Origin of the sequence: Streptomyces sp. NPDC001513 (assembly GCF_042894695.1) — a bacterium.
In the GTDB taxonomy this organism is placed as follows: Bacteria; Actinomycetota; Actinomycetes; order Streptomycetales; family Streptomycetaceae; genus Streptomyces.
The window spans coordinates 122,194-145,369 of sequence record NZ_JBIAVU010000020.1 but is presented as its reverse complement, the minus strand read 5'-3'; the positions used below and the strand labels follow the sequence as shown (position 1 = coordinate 145,369).

The window sequence follows — 23,176 nt, the reverse complement described above, 5'->3', positions numbered from 1 at the left end:
CCGCCCCGGGCCGCCACATAGCCAGCCGCGAGCGCGGCGAAGGCACCGGAGAGGACGGCGCGTACCAGGAGCGCGGACAGCTCTGCCCGCGCCGTCGTCAGTGCGCCGGGCAACCCGCCCGGGAGCAGTGGGAACAGACGCGGCCACACGAGTACGGCATCGATTCCGTAGCGCAGCTGCGGGTACAGCTCCGCGGCCTTGAGAATGTTCCCCAGGCGGGTCGGCATCACCTCGTGCGGTCGTGATCCCGGCGGGTAGAGGTACTGCGCCGGTCCGTCGGCGCACCTCAGCAGCCGCAGCCGGTGGCAGCGGCGTCCGAACCGGCCGAGCGACCGGTCCGCGATCCGGCCCCAGTACCCTTCCGCCCACCTCAGCAGGGCGGACTGGGCCGAGTCCAAGAGGGCGGAGACGAGCAGGACGGCGGTCAGGAAGCCTCCCACCAGCAGTGCCTTGACCTCGACGGGTTGGGATTTCCAGGTACGCAGAACGGCGCCGGGAGACTGCTCTCCGGCGACCAGCGCGACGACGGCCAGCAGGGAGCAGAAGACCAGGCTGGGCAGCAGCACGACGCGGACGAACCGGCGGCCCGCGAACTGGGCTGCCTCGCCCAGCGTCGTCGTGAACATCGCTCACTCCGCCCTGATGGCCAGCGGATGCGGCGCGGCCTCCGGTACCGGGCCGGGACACACCGGTGGGAAGTCGGGGTCGTAGGCGGTCAGGGTGGTGAGCCGGCCGCAGTGGCAGACGACCCGCGCGACGGGGGTGGCGTAGGTACCGGCGAGAACGGCGTCCGAGGGCGACGGGGTGTCGCTGCGCAGTGTGCCCCGAGCCGACAGGGTGACCAGGTACGAGGAGACGGTGTGCCGTTCCAGCACGCCCAGCGTGCGACCGCGGTCCTGGACCAGCGCACCGTACGGGTTGAGGGCCAGCAGGTCGAGCGCGCTGCCGGTGCACAACGCCGACATGGTCATCGGCGCGGGCAGCAGCACGGCGGGTGGAAGGCCCGCATCCGCGTCGTCCAGTCTGCCGAGAGCGGTGGGCCGGCCCTCCTCGTCCACGGTCATGACGTAGCCACCGTCCGCCACCGCTTCGTTCAGCGGGGTGACGGGAGCCAGGATCAGTTCGCCGAGTGTCATCGCCAGTCTCCTACCAGGGTGAACGGGGCCCAGAAGAACGGGGAGGCGAAGGCGGGCAGCGAGTAGTCGCAGCTCAGCCGACCGTGCTGGAATCGGACCTGCCGCTTCAAGTCGGTCAGGGCACGGCGTTCTTCGCTGCCGAGACCGGTGTCGGGCAGCAGTCTCCCGATCTCCTGCGCGGCCCCTGCCGTGTCACCGGCCCGCAGGCGCAGTTGGGCGAGGTCGTGCCCCAGCCGGACGGCGATCGGCCGGTTCGCCGGGAGGTCCCGGAGCCGCTCGCACTGCGTGACGGCGTCACCGAAGCTCATCGTGCGCACACCGCTCCGTGCCGCCGACAAAGCCGCTCCGACGGGGCGGCCCCGGCCGAGCTCCCGGTAGAAGGCGGCCATCAGCAATGCGGTGGAGACGTCGTTGACCGCCCACTGGCTGACGATCACCGCTCTGGCCCCGGCGTGCAGCAGTGCCCGGGTGAGGCCGATCAGCTCGTTGCCCTTCCGGTATTGCTGGCCTCCGGTCTCGCATCCGCTCACGACGACGAGGGAGGCGTCGAGCCGTACGGAGAGGAAGTCCTCGACGGTCAGCCGCCCGTCGGCCAGACGGACCGCCGACCCGGAGGGCTGTTCCCGGTCGAAGCCGTAGTGGCAGGCGAGGTGGAGTACGTCGTACGGCTCCGCGCCGAGTCGCTCCAGCAGTCGGCGGCGGGTCGCGGAATCGCCGGTGTGTACCTCGGCCCGGGGCAGGAGGGCTCCGACGAGATGGGCTTCGGCCCGAGCGTGCGGCAGGTCGCCGTCCGGGTCGGCCATGATCAGTGCCCGCCGGACGCCTGGTTCCCGGTCCCCGCCGAGCCGATGCCGCAGCAGCGAGGCACTGGGGGTGACGCAGAGCGGATTGCGCTCGCCGAGCGGGACCCCGTCCACCTCCACCGCGTGCAGGGGCAGACCGTGCAGGGGCCCGTCGGGCACCAGCCACAAGGTCTCTCCGGGTGCGGAGTGCTCGGCCACCGCCCGCAGAAGGGGCTGCAAGGGTTCCCCCCAACGGGCCGGACCGTCCGGTGGGGGCAGAGGCAGCAGGTGCGGGTCCTCGTCCAGCGGCACCGCGAAGACCGCCGGCGCCGGCCGGTCGGCGCGCACCACCAGCACCAGCATCCGCGAGCCGCGGCGGACGAGTTCACAGAGCACCACGCCCGGCGGCAGCACCGCGCGCAGTTCCCGGAAGGTGGCGGGTGCTCCACGGCGGTGTCTGACGTAGGCCGCGCCGAGCGGCCCGGACGCCTCCAGTTCCGCCCAGACCGCTTCGCGGGCCGCGCGGTACCGTCGCTGATGGGCGGGATGGATGTCCCCGTGCGCGAAGGCGGAACGGTCCGGGCGTGGGAGGACACCCTCTCGTACGCGTCCTTGCTCCATCCCGCGTTCCCTGTCGCGCAACCGCGTCAGCCGCAGCGGCAGTTCAGGGGATACGGAGGAGCCGAACACCTCCAGCAGCAGCCGGGACCGACTGCGTTCGGCCAGCTCGACGGCGTCGGCCGGCGTGAGGGGGGACGCCCGGCCTTCGACGACGAGCTCGATCAGCTGCGCGCAGGCAGGAGTGACATCCAGGTCGATCCGGGTGTCGCCGTCACTGACGCGTTCCCGAAGTCGCTCTACGAGGTCCACGACGGCCAGCAGTTCGGCGGTGAGGTCCGCCCAGCGGCGCTCGGTCTCGGCGAGCCGGGCCAGCAGCCGATGGGCCTCCGCCTCGTGCGGCAGGTCGCCGATGGACCGGGCGGCGGCGGCCACCTCTTCGGCGAGCCCCCGTGCGGCGGGGGTTCCCGTCTCCTGGCACTCCCGCGCGCGCTGCAGCGCCTGCCGCAGATCATGTGCGGCGGGCATCTCGTAGCGGTCCAGGAACGTGCTGTGCATGCTGCGTGCCCGGGCCTGGGCGGGGAGATTCGGACCGAGCGTGTCGGCGATGCCGGCGAAGCGCTGCTCGACCAACCGCACGAACGCGATCTCCTGGTGATGACGGCTGCCGAACGGCAGCCATGTCGGCAGCTCGTCGAACAGTCCTCTGGCGGACCGCAGGTCGAGCGGCATCATGCGGGCGGCGGCCGGGCCGGCCGCCCTGTCGCCTGCCGCTGCCTTCAGCACCAGGGCCAGACAGGCCACCGCCCTGGGCGGATTCGGCCGGGTGGCGACCTGTTCCAGTTCGTGTCGGGCTTCCTGCGGCCGTTGCAGGTCGAAGAGCAGCACGTCGGCAGCGAGGCAACGGGCGGCTGCCGCGTTGCCGTCGAGGCCGGCGGCGGTGTACAACTCGGCGGCGTAGCGGCGGTTGCGGAGCGCGTAGTCGAACTCCCCGGAGGAACAGCTCGCTTCCGCCCGGACCATCGCGGTCATCGCCGTGACGATCCGCGCCGTGGTCGTCAGTTCCCGGTGCCGGGTGGAGTCCAGTCCGATGGGCTGGTGGAGGAGCCAGCGCAGTGACTCGGCGGACGCCTCGGCGGCGCTGATCCACGGCTCCTCCTCCGAGGTGGGAACGGCGCTCACGGGCTGCCAGAGCATCGGTACCAGGCCGTACCCCTTGCGGGAGGACAGCAGTTCACGGTGGCGCAGCCACAGTTCCCACAGCGCCAGGTCGGGCTGGTGCGGTGGACGTGTCGTCGTTTCCCACCACCGCTCGCGGGCGATCGCGTAGAGGCCGAGGGGGAAACGGTCGCGGGCGATCCGCGTCGTCAGGAGCGCGACCGCGGCATCCGCGCGCAACGCCCAGTCGCCGGTCCGCAACGCGATGAGGGCGAAGCCGATCTCCAGGACGGTCATGGCCGTCGCCGCAGGCAGGAGGAGGCCCGCGTCCGGCTGGACCACGGCGGCCACCGCCGGGGTCCAGCCGTAGCAGAACCAGGCCCGGAGGCGCCCGAAGCCCCGGACCCAGGGGGACGACTCTCCCCGAACCTGCGGCCATGTCCGGAACTCGCACAGGCAGCCGAAGACGGTGACCGCGGCGGCGGCCACCGCGCACAGAACCACCTCCCCCACTGCGGGAGCCGCTCCGCCCGGCGGTAGCAGCGCCGCGAGCCCTGTCCCCGTCAACAGCAGCGTGGCCTCGGTGCGGCAGCGTCGGCGCCTCGTCGCCCGGCTGATCGCGCGCATGCGCCGTTCGCCGGTTCCCGCACGCACCAGGATGAGCACGCCGAGGAGCAACCGCAGGGCGTCGGAGTCCGCCCCGAGGTCCGGCCGACCCGACCAGATCACGATCAGCAGCGGTGCGGCGGCACCGGCCAGCCGGACCGCACGCCACCAGCGGTCGTGCAGGTCTGTGGGTTGGGCCTGGATGTCCTCGTAGTGCCGGAACCGCTCCCGGCCGCGCAGCCGCATCGTACGAATCCTTCGCATGGAAGTGGATCGACGACCAGGCTAGGGCCCCGTCGTTGCGGGAACCGGCCTCACGCACCCTGTCACCCGATCGTGGCAAGCGGACCTCCGTCGACGGTGAAGGAAGGTCCGCCCGGCCCGCGGTCAGGCCTGCTTCCACTGTTGCTACGTCGGCGGCGGCTCGATCGGCTCGATGATCGGCGCCCCGTCCACGTCGGTCATGAAGTCGCGGTGGACCGGCTTCTTGTCCGTCGGCTCGGGGAGGTTCGGGCACGCGATGCCGTTGCCGTCCCGGTCGAGTCCGTTCGGGTCGAGTGCGTCCGCTCTCAGCACCGCTTGCGCGTCGGCCTGGGCCTTGAACGCGTCGCAGTCGACCACATGCCCCTTGTGCACGTACGGAGCGACGTCGAACGTGTGCTTCGGGGGTTCATTGCCGGCGCACGCGGTCAGCGTGATCGCCGCGATCACGCTGACCGCCGCGATGGCGGTACGACGACCCGGCCGTAGCCGGTGATCCGGGCCCTTGTGGATGTTGCGTGATTGGTCTGGCATGGTCCTAGGCCGATCCCATCCGGAACACCTCGACCTTTTCGTTCTTCGGGTCGAGCGCGTACAGCTTCGCCGTGGTGTTGTTCACGGCCAGCGAGCCGAACTGGAGAGACGTGCCGAGCGGGGCCTGCGGCAGCATTGTGGTGCCGTCGGTCACCCCGAGGCCGCCCGGCGCGTCCACCGTCATCAGTTGCGCGACGAAGACCCTGTTGAAGTTCTTCAGCACGGTGAGCCTGTGCGCCGGGTTCGCGGCGGCACCTGAGATCGCGCAGGCCGACGCCTGTTGCGTGAACGCCTTCCCTTCGACTCGGCTGATGCGGCCCCCGGAAGTTCCGCATCCCTGTACGGCCGGGCCGGTGGAGAAGACGTAGACCGAGGCTGCCGAGGAGCTGTAGACCGCGTAGAGGGGACCGAAATTGGATCCCGGCAATTCGTCGATCGCCGTTGAACTACCGTCGACGGGGTTGATGACCATCGTTGTGCCGACTGTTCTCACCCCGTTGGAATTCGTCGGGTCCTGAACGCACTTACTGGCAAGGAGGTAGACGAAGTTGCGGTTCGGATCGACGGCCGTCGTGCCACGAGCGGAGCCGGGCGTGAGGTGTCCGTAGCTGCTGCTGCAGCCGGACTTCGTCGGGAACTCCGCTACGACCCTGGCCACATGGGTCTGCGTCGAGATGGTGAAGAGGCCGATGTTTGGGCTCGCGCCGAGGCCGGTACCCTGCTTCGCGAAGTACACCGCGTGACGCGCGGCGTCAAAGGAGAAGTCCATGCCCGAGGCGGCGCTCACGAGTCCCACAGCGGGCAGGGGGATCGGCGTCGCCGACGAGCTGCCGGCCGCGATGTAAGCGACCGCCGAGGCGTTTCCGGTACCACCGCCGACGTAGACGTCGCCGTTCTCGGGAGAGACGGCCAGGCCGCTGACGGTCGCCGCGAAGTCGACGCGGGTCACTTGGTTGCCGTTGGCCGTGTCGATGACCGCGACGCTGCCCGCACCCCCGACGTAGACCTGCCCGGTGCCGGAGTTGACCGCGATCCGGGTCGGGTTCGACACACCGCCGGAGACGTTGATCGGAGCGCCTATCGGTTCGTCGGTCTTGCCGTCGATCACGGTCACGGTGTTGCGGCTGCTCGACACGACGTACACGCGGTTGGCCTTCTCATCGACCGCGAGGTCGGTCGGATCCGCGTCCACCCGGATCGCGCCCGCCGCGCGTTCCGCCGGTGAGGTGCCGTACAGCGTGAACGACGACTTCTCGCCTCGACCGCACTTGTTCTCCTGGCCGACCGCCACCATGTTGTAAACCGGTTCGCCGGTCAGCAGCCCGTCGGCTTTCAGATCATCGACCGTCCCGTAGTGTCCGTGCTTCGCGCAGTAGGACTCTTCCGCTGTTCGCAGGGTGGCCGCGTCCGCGGCGACCGCGTTCTTGCGGCCCTTGTCGCCGATCCCCCTGACGGAGAAGACCACGATGGCCGCGAGGACGCCCAGGATCACGATGACCACGAGCAACTCGATGAGCGTGAAGCCGTCCTGGCGTCTGGCGCGCAAGGGGAACAGGCGATGATCCGGTGTCATGACAGTCGGGGCTTCCTTCGATCGATGGATCACGTCCGGTCCGTGCACACGCGCGAGCTCTTGCCGCGTCACGGTGTCCCCCGTCGCACGGGCTTGACGTCCTTGGGTCCCGGCAGGTCGGGGCACGCGATGCCCTTCCCTTCGCCGTCAAGGCGGTTCGGGTCGGTCGGCGCGAAGCGCAGGACGGCCTGCGCGTCAGCCTGGCTGGCGAAGTCCGGGCAGTCGTAGGCGTCATTGGCGTAGCGCAGGAAGTAGCGGGCGTCGAAGGCTCGATCCGGCTGCGGGCAGAGCCCGCTACGCGTGTCGCCAGGACCGCACTTGAACTGCTGCGCGATCTGGGGAACCGCTTTGGTGTCGCGCGGTTCCGGCAATCCGCGACACGCGACGCCGCCTCCGTCGTCAAGGCGGTTCGGATCGCCGGGGTCGGCCCGCAGCACCGCCTGGGCATCCGCCTGATGGGCGAAGTTGATGCACTCGAAGGCGTCGCCGTGAGTGGCGTATTCCTTCGCGTCGAACACCTTGTTGTTCGGGCAGAGCACGCTGCGCTGGGTGCCCGGTGTGCACAACTCGCGCTCGGGCCGCTGGGCTTGGGCGGCCGTATCCGACCCACCGCGCATGAACACCACAACGCCCAGCGCCACCGCGACCACCGCGAGTACCAACGCACCCCGCCTGATCGCGCGCGAGCCCGACAGTCTGCTCAACACTGCCATACCACGCCTCTGCCCATCGTGCCGTCAGCCCCTTCTCTGCGTCCCGCAGCGGACCGACGACACTTGCGCACCAGGCCCGTTGCAGTCTGGATACGTGCATTACATCCACGGCGGGCGTGGTTGTCAACGATTGACTACTGCGGCCCCTCGTGAGCACCATCTAGGCGCGTGCGGCACCTTCATGCCGGAAACCTCGCAGATGCCCATGAGTTTTCGGCATTTTCCTGATCCCACCAGCAGAGTGCCCGTCCGGCAGCCGCCGCCCACCAGATCGACTAGGAGTAGCACATGCAAAGAGGATCCAGCCGCGCTCGAAGCGGTCCGCACTCCGTCCGCACCGCGATGCGCCGGGTACGGAACGCGTTCGCGGTGGGTGCCATCGCGACGGCGCTGATCACCGCCACGGCGCCGGCAGCGTCGGCAACGACGAACTCGGAGGTCGGTGTCGCGAACAACATGTATCCCGCCCTGAAGGACATGAAGGGGTACATCGCGACGCTCAAGTCGTTCACGCCGTTCACGGCGAACGCCGCATCGCAGGTCGGCGGGTTCTGGAACAAGCCGGCGATCGATACGTCGACGATGCGCGGGATCACGTCGGGCAACCTGCGCCAGCAGCTGAAGAGCGCCGGCCCCTACACCACGTGCAACCCCTCTTCCTCGAACAACTGCGTCAACGGGCCGTTGCACATCGACGCGTTCCTGTCGGCGGACGCGACCAACGTGGACGCGGTCATCCCGACTTCGGATGGCGGGACGTGCACGGCGAGCGGGAGCGTCGAGTGCAACGGCGATGTCGACAGCAGGCATCTTGTGGCCATCGGGCGCCTGGCGATCTACAGCTGTAACGGCAGCTGGGCGGGCTCGACCAAGGGCGATGACCCGTCCAACGCCGGCAGTCCGCCGCTGGCGTTCGGCGCGGACGCCAATGGCAGTGGCAACGGCAAGGCCCAGTCGCCTCGCTGTGACGCCTCGCCGGTCTCCGGCGGCGCGCCCACGACGATCCCGGGTGTGGTGAGCTGGCTCGGGACGAGCGGGAACCGGATCGCGGTCGCCGACCCGGCTTCCGCACCGTTCGGTGCCGCGTCCAAGCAGGCGCTGGTACAGAACGGGTTCACGTGGACCGACAGCGGGCCGGGCCAGAACGTCTTCCGGGGAAGCGCGTGCGACAGCGCGGGCACGGCGTGCAAGGTGCGCCTGGAGTCGGGCATCAGCCAGGTGCGCGGTGCGGTGACCGCGAACGCCGGCGGAAACACCCAGCTCGGTCTGGTCGCGAAGTCGAACGTCATGAACGTGAGCTGGACGTCGAGTTCGCTGAACGGCACCACGGGCAATGACCCCAACACGTGGACCGAGGTCAATCCCAGCGCGTACTCCGGCTACGGAGCCATCGAGCAGTACGGCGTCGCCCTGAACGGCGGAAACGCCGGCGCGGCGGCCGTCTGGAGCGACCTGTTCACCAACGACTGGGACTTCGACTCCACCATCCAGGGGACCCTCGCCGCCTACGGCTACTAGGCGATCCGGAACACCGGGCAACGGATCGTCGGCCGGGCACGAACATCGTCCGCCGACGGTCCGGCCCGCCGGTCCTCGTCGCCGGGCCCACTGCCGCCGCAGTTGTCAATCGCTGACTAGCGGGGTCGATCACCCGACGGCCACCCTGCCGAAGCGCGTCCCCCCTTCCCGTTCACCAGGCCCTTAGGAGGGTCCTCACCCATGCACAGATCACCACGTCGGCACCTCACGCCGGACGGCCACTCCGCCGCGGTCACGCGCCGTCGGCGACGCCGAATTCCGGCGCTCGTCTTCGCGGTGGCGACCGTCGTGATGGCCGCCACCCCGGCCTCGGCGACCGGCGCCAACACGACCGGCTTCGGTACCGCGGCGAACCTCGACGACAACGGCCGCGGCAGCTCCGCCGTCGCGATCGGCGATCTCGACAACGACGGGACGCCGGACCTCGTGACGGCGATCCGCACCGAGGGCCTCGGCGTGTTCCTCGGTTCGGGCGGCGGCAGCTTCGGCGCCGTGACGAAGTACGCGGCGCCGCTGACCTCGACGAGCCTCTTCCTCGGCTCGGCAGTGATCCAGGACGTCAACGGCGACGGCCACAAGGACGTCATCAGCCAGGACGCGCGCGGCAACGTCGCTCTGGTCTGGCTCGGCGACGGATCGGGCGCCCTCGGCGCCGGAGCGGCGGTGCAACTCAACCCGACGCCCGGGTGCGACACCACGGGCGACAACCCGTGCGTCGTGCGCTTCCCGACCGGCGTCGCCGTGGGCGACTTCGACGAGGACGGCAAGCCGGACCTCGCGACCTCCAACGCGAACACGAACAACGTCGCGACGGTGCTCGGCAACGGCGACGGTACGTTCGGCGCGGCGACACGGTTCGGACTGAACGGCGGCACCGGCCCGCAGGGCATCGCGGCCGCCGATCTCAACGGTGACGGCCATCTGGACCTCGTCACGTCGAACTCATCGGCCGGCACGCTCTCCGTGCTGCTCGGTGATGGAGACGGGGGCTTCGGCACGGCGTCGAGCGTCTCGGCCGGCATGACGCTGCCGTCCAAGGTCAAGCTCGCCGATGTCAACGAGGACGGCAAGCAGGACGCCGTCGTCGTGGCACCCGGCACCCCGGGGCGCGCCGCCGTCCTGCTCGGCGACGGCGCGGGCGGGTTCGCCGCCGCGAGCCTCCTGTCGGCGGGGGCGAACCTCACCTCCGCCTCGGTGTCCGACCTGAACGGCGACGGCCACGTCGACCTGGTCGTCTCCAGCTCCACCACGCACGAGGTCGCCGCCTTCGAGGGCGACGGCACGGGTGCCTTCGGCAGCCCGCTCGTATTCGGGCTGAACGGCGGCAGCACCCCGCAGGCCACGGCGGTGGCCGACCTCAACGGCGACGGGCGTCCCGATGTCGTCACGGCCAACCTCAACAGCTCGGCGACGTTCGTCAAGGACGCCTCGGTGCTGCTCAACGCGACGAACCGGACGCCGACGGCCGCGAACGAGTCGTACCACCACGTCGGGGCGGACACTCCGCTCGTCGTCGGCGCTCCCGGTGTCCTCGGCAACGACACGGATCCCGACGGCAACACGCTGACGGCGGCGCTCGTGACCGGGCCGACGCACGGCACCCTGACGCTCAACCCTGACGGCTCGTTCGGCTACCAGCCCGGCAGCGGCTACGTCGGAAGCGACAGCTTCACGTACAAGGCGACCGACGGCACGGTCGACTCGAACATCGCGACCGTGACCATCAACGTCTCGGCCGGCTGCAACGGTCTCGCCGCCACGATCACCGGCAACGGGATCGTGAACGGCACCAGCGGCTCCGACGTGATCGTGACCGGCAACGGGAACGACGCCGTCAGCGGGAACGGCGGCAACGACACGATCTGCACGTTCGGCGGCGGCGACGCCGTGTCGGCCGGCAGCGGGAACGACCACGTCGACGGCGGTGACGGCAACGACGCCGTCAGCGGCGGTGACGGCACCGACGCCGTCAAGGGCGGGTCCGGCAATGACGCGCTCTCCGGTGGCAACGGCAACGACACCGTGGTGGGTGGCGCCGACAGCGACACCCTCTCCGGCGGTAGCGGCGCGGACCTCTGCGCCGGAGACGCCAACGGCGGTCCTACGCTCCCGGGCACGGATTCGATCGCGGCCGGCGGGTCCTGCGAGACCATCGTCGAGGTGCCGTAGCCGACGAGCCGGTTCCGGCGGCTGCCCATGAGGCGCTGAGGCACAGAGGCGCAGAGGCGCAGAGGCGCAGAGGCGCTGACATGCGTCGCGGGCTCGGCGATCGCGATGATGCGATCGCCGAGCCCGTCTTGCCTGCACGCGCGCGGCGGTGACGTGGACGCCGAGGGGAGGACGACACGAACGTGACGTCAGCCGGTCTTGACGGCCGACTGCGTCGAGTCGACGTCGACGGCGTCGAGGAACCGGCGCGCGGCGCGGACGTGTTCCAGCCGCCAGGCGTAGATCGCGCGGGTGAGGTGGTCGCCGGCGTGCTCCTTGGCGCGCAGCGACTCTTCGATCTCGTCGATGACGACCCGTTGACGCTCGACCAGGCGAGTCGGGCTGGTGGCGCGACGCCGGAGCAGCAGAAGCTTGCACGTGAGGTCGGCGCGGACGTCGAACAGGTCGGTCACGGGTTCGCCGAGCCACCGGCTGACCGTCGTCTTCGCCGAGCGGGTGGCGGCGTAGATCATGCGCTGCGGTCCGCGATTGCTTTCCTCGGCGCCGACCGGCGTGATCAGTCCGCGCTCGGCCAGCCGCGTGATCGACCGGTAGACCATGGGGCGCGAGATGTACCAGAACTCACCGATTTCTACGCCCTCCGCGGTGAGGGCGGCGACGGCGAAGCCATGGCTGGGTCGTTCGGCCATGACGGCGAGCACAATCCACTCGGCGAGCGGCAGATCAAGATCAGGTTGCTTCATGCTCACCAGGGTAAGGATCGTCGGTGGTGTTGGCGATGTCGACCGAGCCCGGATGGTCAGTGGCGGACCATTGCGAGCGGCGCGGCCGTCGCGTACAGGTCGCTCACCCTCTCGTACCAGTGGACGACAGGCGCGCCGACGAGAAGGGCGGCGATGGCACCGGCGGCGAGGAACACGCCGAACGGGAGGCGGGTGTGGCGGGTCGCCCGCCCCGCCGCCATGAGCGCGATGCCCACCAGCAACCCGGCGACGCTGCCGGCCAGCAGCGCGAAGACGAGGTACCACGGACCGAGCCAGCCCAGCCCGGTGCCGAGCAGGCCGGCCAGGCGCACGTCGCCGAATCCGAGCCAGGCGGGCCGCACCCAGTGCAGGGCGAAGAAGACGGCGAACCCGCCCACTCCGCATGCCGCGGTCACGCCGAGCCGATCCCACTGGCCGGTGGCCGCCGCGGCCGCGAGCAGACAAGCGGCGGTGAGCCCGAGAGTGGGGTAGATCAGCCGCCGGGGGAGCAGGAACCGTTCGGCGTCGCAGGCGGCCAGCGCCAGCAGCCCTGCGGTGAAGACGAGTGCGGCCGGTAGCACTTCCGACCGGCCGAAGCGCAGGGCCTCGGCGACGAACAGGAGCGCGGTGAGCGCTTCGATGAGCGGGTAGCGCGCGGGGATCGGAACCCGGCAGGCGCGGCAGCGCCGGCCCAGCAGGAGCCAGGACACGACGGGGATGTTGTCCCGGGCCGCGATCGGCGTGGCGCAGCGCGGGCAGGCGGAGCGGGGCCGCACGACCGAGCGGCCGGCCGGCACACGGGAGACGGCGACGTTGAGGAACGACCCCACCTCGAGCCCCAATAGACCGATCATTACGATAAATATGGCTGGCATGGCCGCAATGGTGCCGTACCGCGCGTATCAGTCAATACCGGTACGTAAGCTGCGACGATTCGGCGATGCCTCAGGCCGCCGCCGACGGTTCGCCAGGTGGCGCTTGCGATGCCACCTGGCGAGGACTCCCCCGTATCAGATGGCGTTGCAGGGGTTCGTCTGGCCGGCCGGGAACGCCTTCGGCGTGACGGTGTACGTGTTGCCGCTCAGGGTGACCTCGTACCAGACGGAAGCACTGGACAGGAACCCGCCGGTCACCAGCTGGTCCATGGTGCCGTACGCGCCGCGGTTGTCACTGGCGAAGTACGCCTCTTCCGCGGTCTGGATCGTGGACTTGTCGGTCTTGCACGCCGAACCCTGGCCCTTGTCGTTGATGCCGCGGACGGAGAAGACGACGATGGCGGACAGGACGCCGAGGATCACGATGACCACGAGAAGCTCGATGAGCGTGAAGCCGGCTTCCGCCGTCTCGTTCGGTGCGCGCATTCGCCGGCGCAACTTGCCTTGCAGGTATGTGGACATCTTTCTCCATCTACGGCCACCGGTTCAACGGAACCGCGTGCTAGTAACAGCCTGATTAATCAGCGGCAGACTACTGAGCAGGCGAGGGACCCACAAGGGGCGGCCGGCCGCGGGGGCGTCCTGTAGTATCCCGCTGACTAATCAGCAGCTGACAGTACTGCGCGAAAGGGGTGGGTTCCTTGGCGAATCGCCGGCTTCTGCGGCGCCTCGCGGCGACGACAAGCCCTGCGGGCCAACCGGTCCGGGACGCGCCGTCCGGCGCGGCGCAGTCGTCACCCGCAGTGCACAAGGGGCCGCGCATCGGGGAACTGCTGGTGCAGCGCGGGCTGCTCACCCCGGCGCAGGTGGACGAGGCGCTCCTGCAGCAGTCGGCGTCGGGCAAGCGACTCGGCGCCCTGCTCCTCGAACTCGGCATGGTCGACGAGCGGTCACTGATCGAGGCGCTGTCGGTTCAACTCGACGTCCCGGTCGCCGACTTGCGCCAGAGCGAACCCGACCCCGAGGCGGCCGCCCGCGTGCCGGAGGCGCTGGCCCGCTCGCTGGGCGTCGTCGCGGTGCGGCGGGCCGAGGGCACGCTGCTGATCGCGGCGGGCGACCCGGGTGACCCGCGCGTGCTCGACGAGGTGGGCCGGGCCGTCGCGCCGGACCGGGTGCGGTTGGCGATCGCGTCCCCCTCGGACATCCGGCGCTCGATCGACAGCACCTACCGGGCGTTGGCCGGCGTCAGCAGCCTGGTCGAGGCCTTCGAGGCGACCGAGACCGGCCGGGACGCGGGCTCCGGGGCCAGGGTGGTGAGCGAGGACGCGCCCGTCGTGCACCTGGTCAACCTCATGCTGACCCAGGGCCTGCGCGACCGGGCCTCGGACATCCACATCGAACCGCACGCCGACCGGGTACGGGTCCGGTACCGCATCGACGGCGCGCTGCACGACGTACTGAGCCTGCCGGAGAACATGGGCCCGTCCGTGGTCAGCCGGATCAAGATCATGGCCAACATGAACATCGTCGACCGGCGGCGCCCGCAAGACGGGCAGATCGCCACCGAGATCGACGGCAGGTCGGTCGACGTCCGGGTCGCGACCACCCCCACCATCTGGGGCGAGAAGGCGGTACTGCGGCTGCTCGACAGCAACCGCACGCTGTTGCGGCTGGCCGAGCTCGGCATGCCCGCCGCGACCTACGAACGGTTCGCGTCCCTGCTGCGCTCCCCGTACGGCATGGTCGCCTGCGGCGGACCGACCGGCAGCGGCAAGACGACCACCCTGTACGCCACGCTCGGTGAGCTGAACCAGAGCGAGCGCAACATCACCACCATCGAAGACCCGGTGGAGTACGTGGTCCCTTCGGTCAACCAGATCCAGATCAACGAACAGGCGGGCGTCTCGTTCGCGACCGGGCTGCGCTCGATCCTCCGGCAGGACCCCGACGTGATCCTGGTCGGCGAGATCCGGGACGGCGAGACGGCGCGGATCGCGGTCGAGTCCGCTCTCACCGGCCACTTCGTCCTGTCGTCCATCCACGCCGCCGACGCCTGCTCCGCACTGCACCGGTTCACCGACATGGGCATCGAGCCGTTCCTGATCACCTCCACGGTCGCCGGGGTGGTCAGCCAGCGACTGGTGCGGCGGATCTGCGACCAGTGCCGCGAGCCCTACCAGCCGGGCGTGGACGAACTGGCCTTCTTCGCAAAGGCCGGCGGGTCGACCGACACCGGGTTCTGGCAGGGCCGGGGCTGCAACTTCTGCTCCCGGACCGGCTACCAGGAGCGGATCGGCGTCTTCGAGCTGCTCGTGATGAGCGACGCGGTCAAGCGGCTGCTCGTCGAGAAGGCGCCGATCAGCAGCCTGCGCAAGGCCGCCCGCGAGCAGCACATGGACAGCCTCCTGGACGGAGGCGTCCGTCTGGTCGAGGAGGGGACCACGACCATCGCCGAGATCATGTCCAGCGTGTACGTGGTCTAGGCCGTCCCCCTGGTACCCGGCTCGCCGGATGCCGCACCCACACACACCGACGACGCGAACCTCTGACACCGGAAACCAGGAGGGCACCGGCATGGCCACCTTCAAGTACGTCGCGCTCGGCCCGGACGGGAAACGGGCCACCGGCGTGCTCACGGGCTCCAGTGTCGACGGCGTGACCGACAGCCTGACCCGGCAGGGCTACGACGTGCAGTCGGTCAAGGCCGCGGGCCGCAGCCTGCTGCAGCTCGAACTCACCGCGGAAAAGGTCGACCTGGTCGAGCTGAGCAACTTCTCCCGCCAGATGGCCGCCTTCATCAAAGCCGGAGTGCCCATCCTGGACGCCCTGGAGATCATCCGCGCCGAGACCAAGGACAAGAAACTGGGCAAGGTGCTCGTCGACGTCATGGACTCGCTGCGATTCGGCGAGAGCTTCGCCGGCGCGATGGCCGCCCACACCACGGCGCTCCCGCCGTTCTACATCTCCGTCCTCCGCTCGGCCGAGGCGACCGGCGAACTCGACGTGGTGATGGCCCAGTTGGGCCGCTACATCGAGCGCGACGTCGAGGGCCGGCGCACCATCCGCTCCGCCCTGACCTATCCGAGCCTGGTGATGGTTCTGGCCGTCGCGGTCGTCCTCGTCCTCGTCATCTTCGTGCTGCCGCGTTTCAAGCTGTTCTTCGAGTCCTTCAACGCGGAACTGCCGCTGCCGACCCGGATGCTGCTGGGCTTCACCGACTTCGTCACGGCCTGGTACCCGGTCATCGCCGGCGTGCTCGTCGCGCTCGTCGCGGCGCTGATCGCCGGTTTGCGGACCGAGCGGGGACGGGTACTGCGCGACCGCTTCCTGCTGGCGATGCCGGTGGTCGGCGACGTGGTCCGCTTCATGGCCATCGAACGGTTCTGCCGCATCCTGACCTCGATGATCAAGGCCGGCGTACCCATCCCGGAGGCGCTCAGCCTGGCCGGCTCCGGGGCCAACAACCTGGTGTACGAACGGTCCATCGGGACGGCCCGGACGGAGATGCTCGAAGGGGGCGGCATCTCCCGGCCGATCGCCCGTACCAGGCTGTTCCCCGGGGCGGTCACCCAGATGATGCGCGTGGGTGAAGAGACCGGGACCCTCGACGACCAGCTCGAGAACGTGTCGGATTTCTACGAGAAGGAACTGCAGCACAAACTCAAGCGGCTGACCAGCCTGTTCGAGCCGACCGTGGTGATCCTGGTCGGGGTCGTCGTGGGGTTCGTGGCCGTCGCCCTCCTCTCGGCGATCTACGGTGTCTACAACCAGGTCGAGGTCCAATGACCGGCCTGACACTCCGCTCACGCCGCCCACGGCACCCACGGCGCCGCCGCGGCGAACAGGGCGAGACTCTGGTCGAGGCTCTCGTGGCCGTGGTCCTCATCGGCGTTGCCTTCGTGGCCATCCTCGGGGGCATCGGCACCGCGATCATCAGCTCGGTGACGCAGCAGAAGGTGACCAGCGCCGACTCGGTCATCCGCAGCGCCGCCGAGAAGGTCATCAGCGACCCGTACGTGTCCTGCGCCAGTGGTTACGCGACGCCGACGCCGCCGGCCGGGTACACCGTGGCCGTCAGGATCGAGTACTGGGACGGGGTGGGTGCGTTCGGCCAGTCCTGCCCGACGGCCGATACCGGAGTGCAGAAGGTGACGCTCACCGTGCACTCGACCGGCCCACGCCCCGTCAGGGACGCGACGCTCGAAGTGGTCAAGCGGGAGTCGATGCTGTCATGACGACTCAACGGCCGACCGGGCGCTCGGAGTCGGGGTTCACCCTGACCGAGTTGCTCGTCACGATCGTCATCGTGGGCATCATCGGGACACTGCTGTCCAAGGCGATCATCCTCGGACTGCGGTTCACCGCGGGCACCGGGAAGCGGGTGGCCGCCACCAGCGCGGTGGGCACGCTGAACCGCTACTTCTACGGCGACGTGCAGAGCGCGGACACCGTCACGACCGACCCCGCATGCGGCGTTGCCGACGTGATCGTCCACCTGAGCCGGCCCGGCACCGACGTCGTCTACGCCTACGACCAGCCGACCGGCGCCCTCAACCGGGTGAAGTGCACCGACGGAGGCGTCGTCACCACGTTGCTGGGCCGGTTCGACAACGCCGCATCGACCCATCCGGTGACTTTGAGCTGCGGTGCCGCGAACTCGTGCACCTCGCCCATGGAGGTAACGCTGACCGTGCAGAGCGACCCCGCCACGCCCCCGACGGCCCTCACCGCCGTCCGACGATCGAGCTCGTCATGACCGGCCGCCTGCATCCGCGCCTGCATCCGCGCCGCCGGCGCGACGACGAACAGGGCGCGACACTGATCCTCGCGCTGGCCTTCGTCGTCGTCTTCAGCCTGGTCACCGTATCGGTCCTGTCCTTCGCCGGCACGGCGCTGAAGGCCGCGAGCGTGTACGTCGACCAGGGCAAGCGGGACTACAGCGCGGACGGTGCCACGCAGCTCGCGATCAGGAACTTCTCGCAGGGCAACCCGTGCGCCGACTACACCGCCCCGCCGATCAACGGCCGGCAGATGATCGTCCACTGCGACCCCCTCAACGCGTCTCCCGCAGCCACCCGCGCGACCCAGCCGCAGGACGCGCTGCGCAGCCTGGGCAAGGCGGCGAAGGACGGCATCAACGTGACCACGCCCGGCCTGCGCGTGCAGGGCAGCGTGTTCTCCCACTCGAACATCACCGCCGGCGCCGGCGCCTCGATGGTGGTGTCGGGCGATGTGTCCGCCGTCGGCGACTGCTCCCGTGCCGTGGCACAGACCCAGCTGCCCCCGACCCAGGCACCGTACGTGCACGGCTGCGCCAACGACACCCCGTCGGCTCCCGCCGACGGGGTCGTGGGCGCCGACCCGGACTACACCCCGCCCGCCACGGCGGTCCCGGTCCGGCGAACGGTGCCCGCGTGCCCCGGCTCCGGCCCCGGCCCCGGCCCCGGTTCCTGGCTGGTGCGGTTGCAGCCCGGCTTCTACGACGACGCCCGCGCCCTCACCCGCCTCACCGGTGGCGATTGCCCGGGCGTGGTCGTGTGGCTACAGCCGGGTGTCTACTACTTCGACTTCACCTTCACCGGCGGCGCCGCGGTCTGGACGGTCGCCGACCCCACGGTCAGCGTGGTCGGCGGCACGCCGGCAGGCTGGGATCCCGGGGCCCCCACCCGCCCGACCATCCCCAACCCGGGCGGTTGCGCCACGACGCGGCCCGAGGGCGTCGAGGTCATGATGGGCGGCGGCAGTCAACTCCAGGTCGACCGTGGACACGTCGAACTGTGCGCCCCGGTGACCCCGGACGCGCAGCAGGTGGCGGTGTACGGGGTGCAGCCGCCGAAGCCGTCGCACACGCTGAAGCCGACAGCGGTGGTCACGAACTCCGGCTTCGCCAACCCGGGCCATGCCCTGACCAGTGGCGAACGGCCGACCCTGCCCGGGTGTTCGCAGCCAACGGGCACCGCGAGCTGCACGGCCGACGCCGTCCTCGACCCGACGAAACGGCGCTCGGCCTCGATGCAGCTCGCCGGCTTCACCCCACAGGTGCCGCCCGGCTCGGTCATCACCAGCGCGACGCTGCGGGTCAGGCACGAGGACGACGGCGACCTGACCGCCCCCGGCGCGGTGAAGGTCACCACCGCCGTCGGCGCAGACACCTGCCGCACCGACGACCTGCCCCGGCACTCGGCGCTCGCCACCGATCCCCCGATCGACCTGCTGGACGCGTGCGGGCTCACCGACCCGGCTCGGCTCACCGGCCTGACCGTGACCTACGCCGCCACCCTGGACACCGGCGGCACCAGCGGCACGCAACGCCTGGACGGCATCTGGCTGGAGGTCGCCTACCGCACGCCGACCACGTTCAAGCCGACCGCCGTGTCCGCATCGACCGGGTTCACCGCTACCGGCACCGCTCCCGACAACGCCCTGGAGATCGGCGAACAGCCGACATCGTCGGTGGCCGGCGCCGATCTGACCGCGGCGGCCCGGTCCGCGTCGATCACCTTGGCCGGGTTCGGCCGGCCGCCCTTGCCGCCGGGGTCGACGGTCCACTCCGCCGTACTGCGGGTGGCTCACCAGGAGACCGGCGACGCGGCGGCGCCCCACATCAACGTCACCCCCGCGGGCGGCGGCGGCAGTTGTACCAACCTGCCGCTCACCGCGCGGCCCGGCCTGGGCGACGACCGCGTCGACCTCAAGGCATGCGGCATCACCGACCCCGCACAGCTGACCGGACTGACCGTGACCTACGCCGCCGCGCTGAAGGGGGGCGGCACCGCGGGCGCCCATTCCCTGGATGGCATGTGGCTCGAAATCGTCTACGACCCGCCGGCGCCCCGGCCGGCGACGAGCGCGGAGTCGACGACGTTCCTCCCCGCGACCAACGCCAAGGCGATCGACGGCGCCGACACGGCCCGCGCCACACTCGACTCGGCCACGACGCCGACCGCCTCGATCAACCTCGGCGGTTACGACACCCCTGCGGTGGCGCCCGGCTCGGTCCTGGACGGGGCCCTGCTGCACGTCGCGCATCGCGATGAACCCGGGGCGAGCGGAGGACCGCCGCCGGCGGTCGCGGTCACCCTGACCGGGCCCGGCCTGCCCCGCCCCTGCACCACCCCGCAGAAGCTCGCCACCCACCAGGACGCCCTGGGCACCGACACCCTGGACCTGGTCGCCACCTGCGGACTGACCGACCCCGCCCAGCTGACCGGCCTGGTCGTGACCTACACCGCCACCCTCGGCGCCGGCAGCACCACCGCCACCGCCCACCTCGACGGCGTCAGCCTGGAACTGGCCCACCGGCCGCCGATCGCGGTACGGCCCACCGAGGCGGTCAGCACCGCGACACCCACCGCCGCGGCGTTCTTCGACCCGAAGAACGCGCAGGCGATCGACGCCGCCACCTCGACCGCGACGCTCGCCACGGCCACCCCGTCGGCGTCGATCCGGCTCGGCGCGTTCACGATGCTCCCCCTGCCGGCGGGGGCGGTGATCGACAAGGTCGTGCTGCGCGTATCGCACCAGGACGACGACACCACCCCGGCACCGCCCTCGCCGACGGAGCCACCCAAGCCGACGGAGCCGACGAAGCCGCCCACGGCCGCGCTGACCGTCTTCGGCACCGGTACCGCCTGCGACGCGAACCACGCCCTGACCGCCCGTGAAGGCGCACTCGGTGTCGACGTGGTCGACCTCGGCGCCTGCGGGGTCACCACGGCCGACCAGTTGTCCCGGCTCGCCGTCGACTATGCGGCGAGGCTGGGCACGGGCAGTACCGACGCCGCCGCCCGGCTCGACGGCGTCGAGCTCGCGATCGTGTTCCGAGCCCCGTCCCTCAGGCCCCTGTCCGGCTGCCTCACCGAGGGCAGCCGTTGCGCGGTGTTGAAGTCGACCGACGACGCCGACACGGCCACCGATCACAGCCGCCTGGTGATCAACGGCACCGTCTACGCGCCGACCGCTGCCGTCGACCTGTCGATGAGCCAGGTCGGCTCGCAGGTCGTCACCCGCGGCATCATCGCCCGGACCATCGATCTCGGTATCAGCCCGGCCGCCGGATACCTCCGCCCGGTGATCGGAATCCCCCCGGAGCCGGTGCTGTTCACGACCTATCCGGCCGTGATCGCGAAACCGGCGTCGGTCACGGCGATCACCAGGTTCACGACCCCGGCTCCCGGCGCGCCCGTCGACGTCACGGACGCCACCCTCCCCGGCCGTGGCCGGGCGTCCCTCACGCTCGGTGGCTACGCCCAGCCGGCACCGGCCGCGACCGGACCGCTCGACCACGTCGTCCTGCAGGTGGCGCACCACGAGGACGGCGACGTGGAGTCGGTGAAGGTGTCGGTGGACTTCCCCGGCAGCACCTGCAACGGCGTCAACAACGCACGGGACGTACCGGTCCGTCCCGGGTCGAACGGCCCGGTGACCGACCAGGTCGACCTGGCGCCGTGCGGCCTGACCACAGCCTCGCAGTTGGCCGGGCTGACCGTGACCTACACCGTCACCGCCGGGAGCGGCGGCGCGACCGAGCATCTCGGCGGCACCCGGATCGATTTGCTGTCCGGCCCGCTCGTCCGGGCCGCCGTGTCCTTCGACGGCCACTCCAGCACCGTCAAACAGTGGACGGTCCTGCCATGAGCAAGCACACCACCTTGGAGACCCCCATGTCCGGGCCGAGTTCCGCGATCATCGACCACCTGCTCGGTGAGCTGTGGGAGCGGGGCGGCAGCGACCTGCTGCTCACCACCGGATCGGCGCCGTTCCTCCGCGTCGACGGCGCCCTGCGACCGGTCGATGGGGTCGCGCTGACCGAGCCGGAGGTCGATCGCCTGGTGACCGGGGTGCTTGGCGAGGAGCTCACGGAACGGTTCCGCCGGGAGAAGCAGGTCGATTTCGCGTTCAGCTGGGGGGAGAAGGCCAGGTTGCGCGGGAACGCTTTCGTGCAGCGCGGCGCGTCGGCGCTGGCGCTGCGGATCATCCCGTTCGACGTGCCGTCGTCCGAGCAACTCGGGCTCCCCCCGGTCACCATCGGGTGGGCGGGCAGGCCGCGCGGGCTCGTACTGGTCACCGGGCCGACCGGGTCGGGGAAGTCGACCAGCCTGGCGGCGCTCCTCGACCACGTCAACACGCACCGGTCGGTGCACATCCTGACCATCGAGGACCCGATCGAGTACCTGCACCGGCACAAGCGCTCGGCGGTCAACCAGCGCGAGGTCGGCACCGACACCGACTCGTTCCCTGCCGCGCTGCGCTCGGCCCTGCGCGAGGATCCCGACGTCCTGCTCCTCGGCGAGATGCGCGACCCGGAAAGCATCTCCGCGGCTCTGACCATCGCCGAGACCGGGCACCTGGTGTTCGCCACCCTGCACACCAACGACACGTCGCAGACGCTGGACCGCATCGTCGACGTGTTCCCGGCCGAGCAACAGCCGCAGATCCGGCTGCAATTGGCGCACACCCTGGTCGGCATCCTCAACCAGACGCTCATCCCCCGGACCGGCGGGGGCCGGGTGGCCGCCTTCGAGGTGCTGGTGGGCACGTCGGCGATCCGCAACCTGATCCGCGAGGGCAAGACCCGCCAGATCCGCAACATGATCTCGACCGGCCACCGTGACGGCATGCAGACCCTCGAGACCGGCATCAACGCCCTCGTCGCGGCAGGCGCCATCGTCTACGAGGAGGCCGTACGGCACACGGCCTACCCGGAGGACATCCAGCGGCCCTACGCCCCGGCCGGCCGCGCCTGACCGTCCGACGGGCGGCGGGCGGCGGGCGGCAGCGAGAAGCTGAGCGGTCGGCGGGCAACGCCACCCGGAGTCACACCAGGTCGAGGAGCTGCTTGAACGTACCGCCGAACCCGCCGTAGTCGTCGACCAGGCGTATCTCCAGGATCCAGTGCGCCCGCCACCCTCCCGCGGCGGTGCGACGGAGCGGCTCGTCGTTGTCCGGACCGATGAAGGAACAGCGCTCCGGATCGGATCCGCCCACAGCCGGGTCCTGTCCGCACAGACGGCCCACCTGCCACGTTCCCAGGCTCCAACCCGCCTTGCCGGCCAGGGCCCGTACCTCGGCGTGCAGCTGTCTGCCGGTGATGTCGTCCTGCCCGAGAAAGGTCTCGCGGGCCGCCGCAGCCACCTCGGCAAGGTCTTCGACGAGGCGGCGCCGGCCAGGGTCGTCGCCGACGACGAAGGTACGGGCGAAGTCCGTCTCCTGCCCGACGAAGAGCGGGCCGAGATCGATCACGACGATGTCGTCCACCCCGATCACGCGGTCCGGTGGGCCCTGACCGTACGGAAGCACGGTGTTCGGCCCCGAGCGGACAAGACGGTCAGGCCAAGCCACGGCCGTGCCGAAGACCTCCCCCGCCACGTCCCAGATCCGGTCGTCCACCTCGCACTCCGTGCGACCGGGCACGATCAGCCCGCCCTCGATCGCCTCGGCGAGCACGGCCTGAGCCATCCTCTGCTCCTCCACCAGCCTCACGGCCCGCAGACGCTCGTCCATCCGGTCGGGTACAGCCATCGTGCCGC

General features: G+C 70.6%; 17 protein-coding genes. 8 read left to right on the top strand and 9 right to left on the bottom strand.

The window, feature by feature from the left end; genetic code table 11:
• Positions 1–629 precede the first annotated feature (629 nt).
• The 5 genes from ACFYZ4_RS35825 to ACFYZ4_RS35805 form a co-directional block, all read right to left on the bottom strand.
• On the bottom strand, positions 630–1,136 hold the full coding sequence (locus ACFYZ4_RS35825; RefSeq protein WP_351590866.1) for a hypothetical protein: 507 nt from the start codon (positions 1,134–1,136) through the stop codon (positions 630–632).
• On the bottom strand, positions 1,133–4,486 hold the full coding sequence (locus ACFYZ4_RS35820; RefSeq protein WP_351302451.1) for a CHAT domain-containing protein: 3,354 nt from the start codon (positions 4,484–4,486) through the stop codon (positions 1,133–1,135). The genes ACFYZ4_RS35825 and ACFYZ4_RS35820 overlap by 4 nt, the downstream gene beginning before the upstream one ends.
• A 162-nt stretch (positions 4,487–4,648) precedes the next feature.
• A complete protein-coding gene (locus ACFYZ4_RS35815) occupies positions 4,649–5,035 on the bottom strand; it encodes a hypothetical protein (RefSeq protein ID WP_390785930.1) in 387 nt (128 codons plus the stop codon).
• A gap of 4 nt (positions 5,036–5,039) precedes the next feature.
• Complete coding sequence (locus tag ACFYZ4_RS35810) at positions 5,040–6,608, bottom strand: prepilin-type N-terminal cleavage/methylation domain-containing protein (RefSeq protein ID WP_390785929.1); 1,569 nt, start codon at positions 6,606–6,608, stop codon at positions 5,040–5,042.
• A gap of 68 nt (positions 6,609–6,676) precedes the next feature.
• Positions 6,677–7,321: a hypothetical protein gene (locus ACFYZ4_RS35805; protein ID WP_390785928.1), complete on the bottom strand. Its 645-nt coding sequence runs from the start codon at positions 7,319–7,321 to the stop codon at positions 6,677–6,679.
• Between the two features lie 288 nt (positions 7,322–7,609).
• On the opposite strand from ACFYZ4_RS35805, the gene ACFYZ4_RS35800 reads away from it, so the two are divergent.
• Positions 7,610–8,839, top strand: coding sequence for a hypothetical protein (locus tag ACFYZ4_RS35800; protein ID WP_390785927.1), 1,230 nt, complete (start codon positions 7,610–7,612; stop codon positions 8,837–8,839).
• Between the two features lie 201 nt (positions 8,840–9,040).
• Positions 9,041–11,029 (top strand): FG-GAP-like repeat-containing protein, encoded by a 1,989-nt coding sequence (locus ACFYZ4_RS35795; protein ID WP_390785926.1) that lies wholly within the window; start codon positions 9,041–9,043, stop codon positions 11,027–11,029.
• A gap of 188 nt (positions 11,030–11,217) precedes the next feature.
• On the opposite strand, the gene ACFYZ4_RS35790 is transcribed toward ACFYZ4_RS35795, so the two are convergent.
• The 3 genes from ACFYZ4_RS35790 to ACFYZ4_RS35780 all read right to left on the bottom strand — a co-directional run bounded on the left by ACFYZ4_RS35790 (position 11,218) and on the right by ACFYZ4_RS35780 (position 13,133).
• Positions 11,218–11,772, bottom strand: a complete 555-nt coding sequence (locus ACFYZ4_RS35790) for a PadR family transcriptional regulator (RefSeq protein ID WP_390785942.1) — start codon at positions 11,770–11,772, stop codon at positions 11,218–11,220.
• Positions 11,773–11,828: 56 nt separating this feature from the next.
• Positions 11,829–12,626, bottom strand: a complete 798-nt coding sequence (locus ACFYZ4_RS35785; protein ID WP_390785925.1) for a prepilin peptidase — start codon at positions 12,624–12,626, stop codon at positions 11,829–11,831.
• Between the two features lie 156 nt (positions 12,627–12,782).
• The gene (locus ACFYZ4_RS35780; protein WP_351289144.1) at positions 12,783–13,133 is read right to left on the bottom strand and encodes a prepilin-type N-terminal cleavage/methylation domain-containing protein; all 351 of its coding nucleotides are present in this window, start codon (positions 13,131–13,133) and stop codon (positions 12,783–12,785) included.
• 215 nt (positions 13,134–13,348) lie between these two features.
• Here ACFYZ4_RS35780 and ACFYZ4_RS35775 point away from each other — a divergent pair, with 215 nt between their 5' ends.
• From ACFYZ4_RS35775 to ACFYZ4_RS35750, 6 genes are all read left to right on the top strand, one after another.
• Positions 13,349–15,130, top strand: a complete 1,782-nt coding sequence (locus ACFYZ4_RS35775) for a GspE/PulE family protein (RefSeq protein WP_390785924.1) — start codon at positions 13,349–13,351, stop codon at positions 15,128–15,130.
• 91 nt (positions 15,131–15,221) lie between these two features.
• Positions 15,222–16,433: a type II secretion system F family protein gene (locus tag ACFYZ4_RS35770; protein WP_390785923.1), complete on the top strand. Its 1,212-nt coding sequence runs from the start codon at positions 15,222–15,224 to the stop codon at positions 16,431–16,433.
• Positions 16,430–16,882: a type II secretion system protein gene (locus ACFYZ4_RS35765; protein WP_390785922.1), complete on the top strand. Its 453-nt coding sequence runs from the start codon at positions 16,430–16,432 to the stop codon at positions 16,880–16,882. The genes ACFYZ4_RS35770 and ACFYZ4_RS35765 overlap by 4 nt, the downstream gene beginning before the upstream one ends.
• Entirely contained in the window at positions 16,879–17,403 is a 525-nt protein-coding gene (locus ACFYZ4_RS35760; protein WP_390785921.1) for a type II secretion system protein, read from the top strand. Before ACFYZ4_RS35765 ends, ACFYZ4_RS35760 begins: the two co-directional genes overlap by 4 nt.
• On the top strand, positions 17,400–21,284 hold the full coding sequence (locus ACFYZ4_RS35755; protein ID WP_390785920.1) for a hypothetical protein: 3,885 nt from the start codon (positions 17,400–17,402) through the stop codon (positions 21,282–21,284). The genes ACFYZ4_RS35760 and ACFYZ4_RS35755 overlap by 4 nt, the downstream gene beginning before the upstream one ends.
• Complete coding sequence (locus ACFYZ4_RS35750) at positions 21,281–22,393, top strand: type IV pilus twitching motility protein PilT (RefSeq protein ID WP_390785919.1); 1,113 nt, start codon at positions 21,281–21,283, stop codon at positions 22,391–22,393. The genes ACFYZ4_RS35755 and ACFYZ4_RS35750 overlap by 4 nt, the downstream gene beginning before the upstream one ends.
• A 70-nt stretch (positions 22,394–22,463) precedes the next feature.
• Here ACFYZ4_RS35750 and ACFYZ4_RS35745 read toward each other — a convergent pair whose 3' ends face one another.
• Positions 22,464–23,168, bottom strand: a complete 705-nt coding sequence (locus ACFYZ4_RS35745; protein WP_351289130.1) for a M24 family metallopeptidase — start codon at positions 23,166–23,168, stop codon at positions 22,464–22,466.
• Positions 23,169–23,176: the final 8 nt, after the last annotated feature.

Excerpts from the sequence above, each read along its gene's own strand:
- ACFYZ4_RS35780 (WP_351289144.1), bottom strand. The coding sequence starts at position 13,133 with ATGCGCGCACCGAACGAGACGGCGGAAGCCGGCTTCACGCTCATCGAG.
- ACFYZ4_RS35825 (WP_351590866.1), bottom strand. The coding sequence starts at position 1,136 with ATGACACTCGGCGAACTGATCCTGGCTCCCGTCACCCCGCTGAACGAA.
- ACFYZ4_RS35805 (WP_390785928.1), bottom strand. The coding sequence starts at position 7,321 with ATGGCAGTGTTGAGCAGACTGTCGGGCTCGCGCGCGATCAGGCGGGGT.
- ACFYZ4_RS35765 (WP_390785922.1), top strand. The coding sequence starts at position 16,430 with ATGACCGGCCTGACACTCCGCTCACGCCGCCCACGGCACCCACGGCGC.
- ACFYZ4_RS35800 (WP_390785927.1), top strand. The coding sequence starts at position 7,610 with ATGCAAAGAGGATCCAGCCGCGCTCGAAGCGGTCCGCACTCCGTCCGC.
- ACFYZ4_RS35795 (WP_390785926.1), top strand. The coding sequence starts at position 9,041 with ATGCACAGATCACCACGTCGGCACCTCACGCCGGACGGCCACTCCGCC.
- ACFYZ4_RS35755 (WP_390785920.1), top strand. The coding sequence starts at position 17,400 with ATGACCGGCCGCCTGCATCCGCGCCTGCATCCGCGCCGCCGGCGCGAC.
- ACFYZ4_RS35760 (WP_390785921.1), top strand. The coding sequence starts at position 16,879 with ATGACGACTCAACGGCCGACCGGGCGCTCGGAGTCGGGGTTCACCCTG.
- ACFYZ4_RS35815 (WP_390785930.1), bottom strand. The coding sequence starts at position 5,035 with ATGCCAGACCAATCACGCAACATCCACAAGGGCCCGGATCACCGGCTA.
- ACFYZ4_RS35750 (WP_390785919.1), top strand. The coding sequence starts at position 21,281 with ATGAGCAAGCACACCACCTTGGAGACCCCCATGTCCGGGCCGAGTTCC.
- ACFYZ4_RS35785 (WP_390785925.1), bottom strand. The coding sequence starts at position 12,626 with ATGATCGGTCTATTGGGGCTCGAGGTGGGGTCGTTCCTCAACGTCGCC.
- ACFYZ4_RS35770 (WP_390785923.1), top strand. The coding sequence starts at position 15,222 with ATGGCCACCTTCAAGTACGTCGCGCTCGGCCCGGACGGGAAACGGGCC.
- ACFYZ4_RS35745 (WP_351289130.1), bottom strand. The coding sequence starts at position 23,168 with ATGGCTGTACCCGACCGGATGGACGAGCGTCTGCGGGCCGTGAGGCTG.
- ACFYZ4_RS35820 (WP_351302451.1), bottom strand. The coding sequence starts at position 4,486 with ATGCGGCTGCGCGGCCGGGAGCGGTTCCGGCACTACGAGGACATCCAG.
- ACFYZ4_RS35790 (WP_390785942.1), bottom strand. The coding sequence starts at position 11,772 with ATGAAGCAACCTGATCTTGATCTGCCGCTCGCCGAGTGGATTGTGCTC.
- ACFYZ4_RS35810 (WP_390785929.1), bottom strand. The coding sequence starts at position 6,608 with ATGACACCGGATCATCGCCTGTTCCCCTTGCGCGCCAGACGCCAGGAC.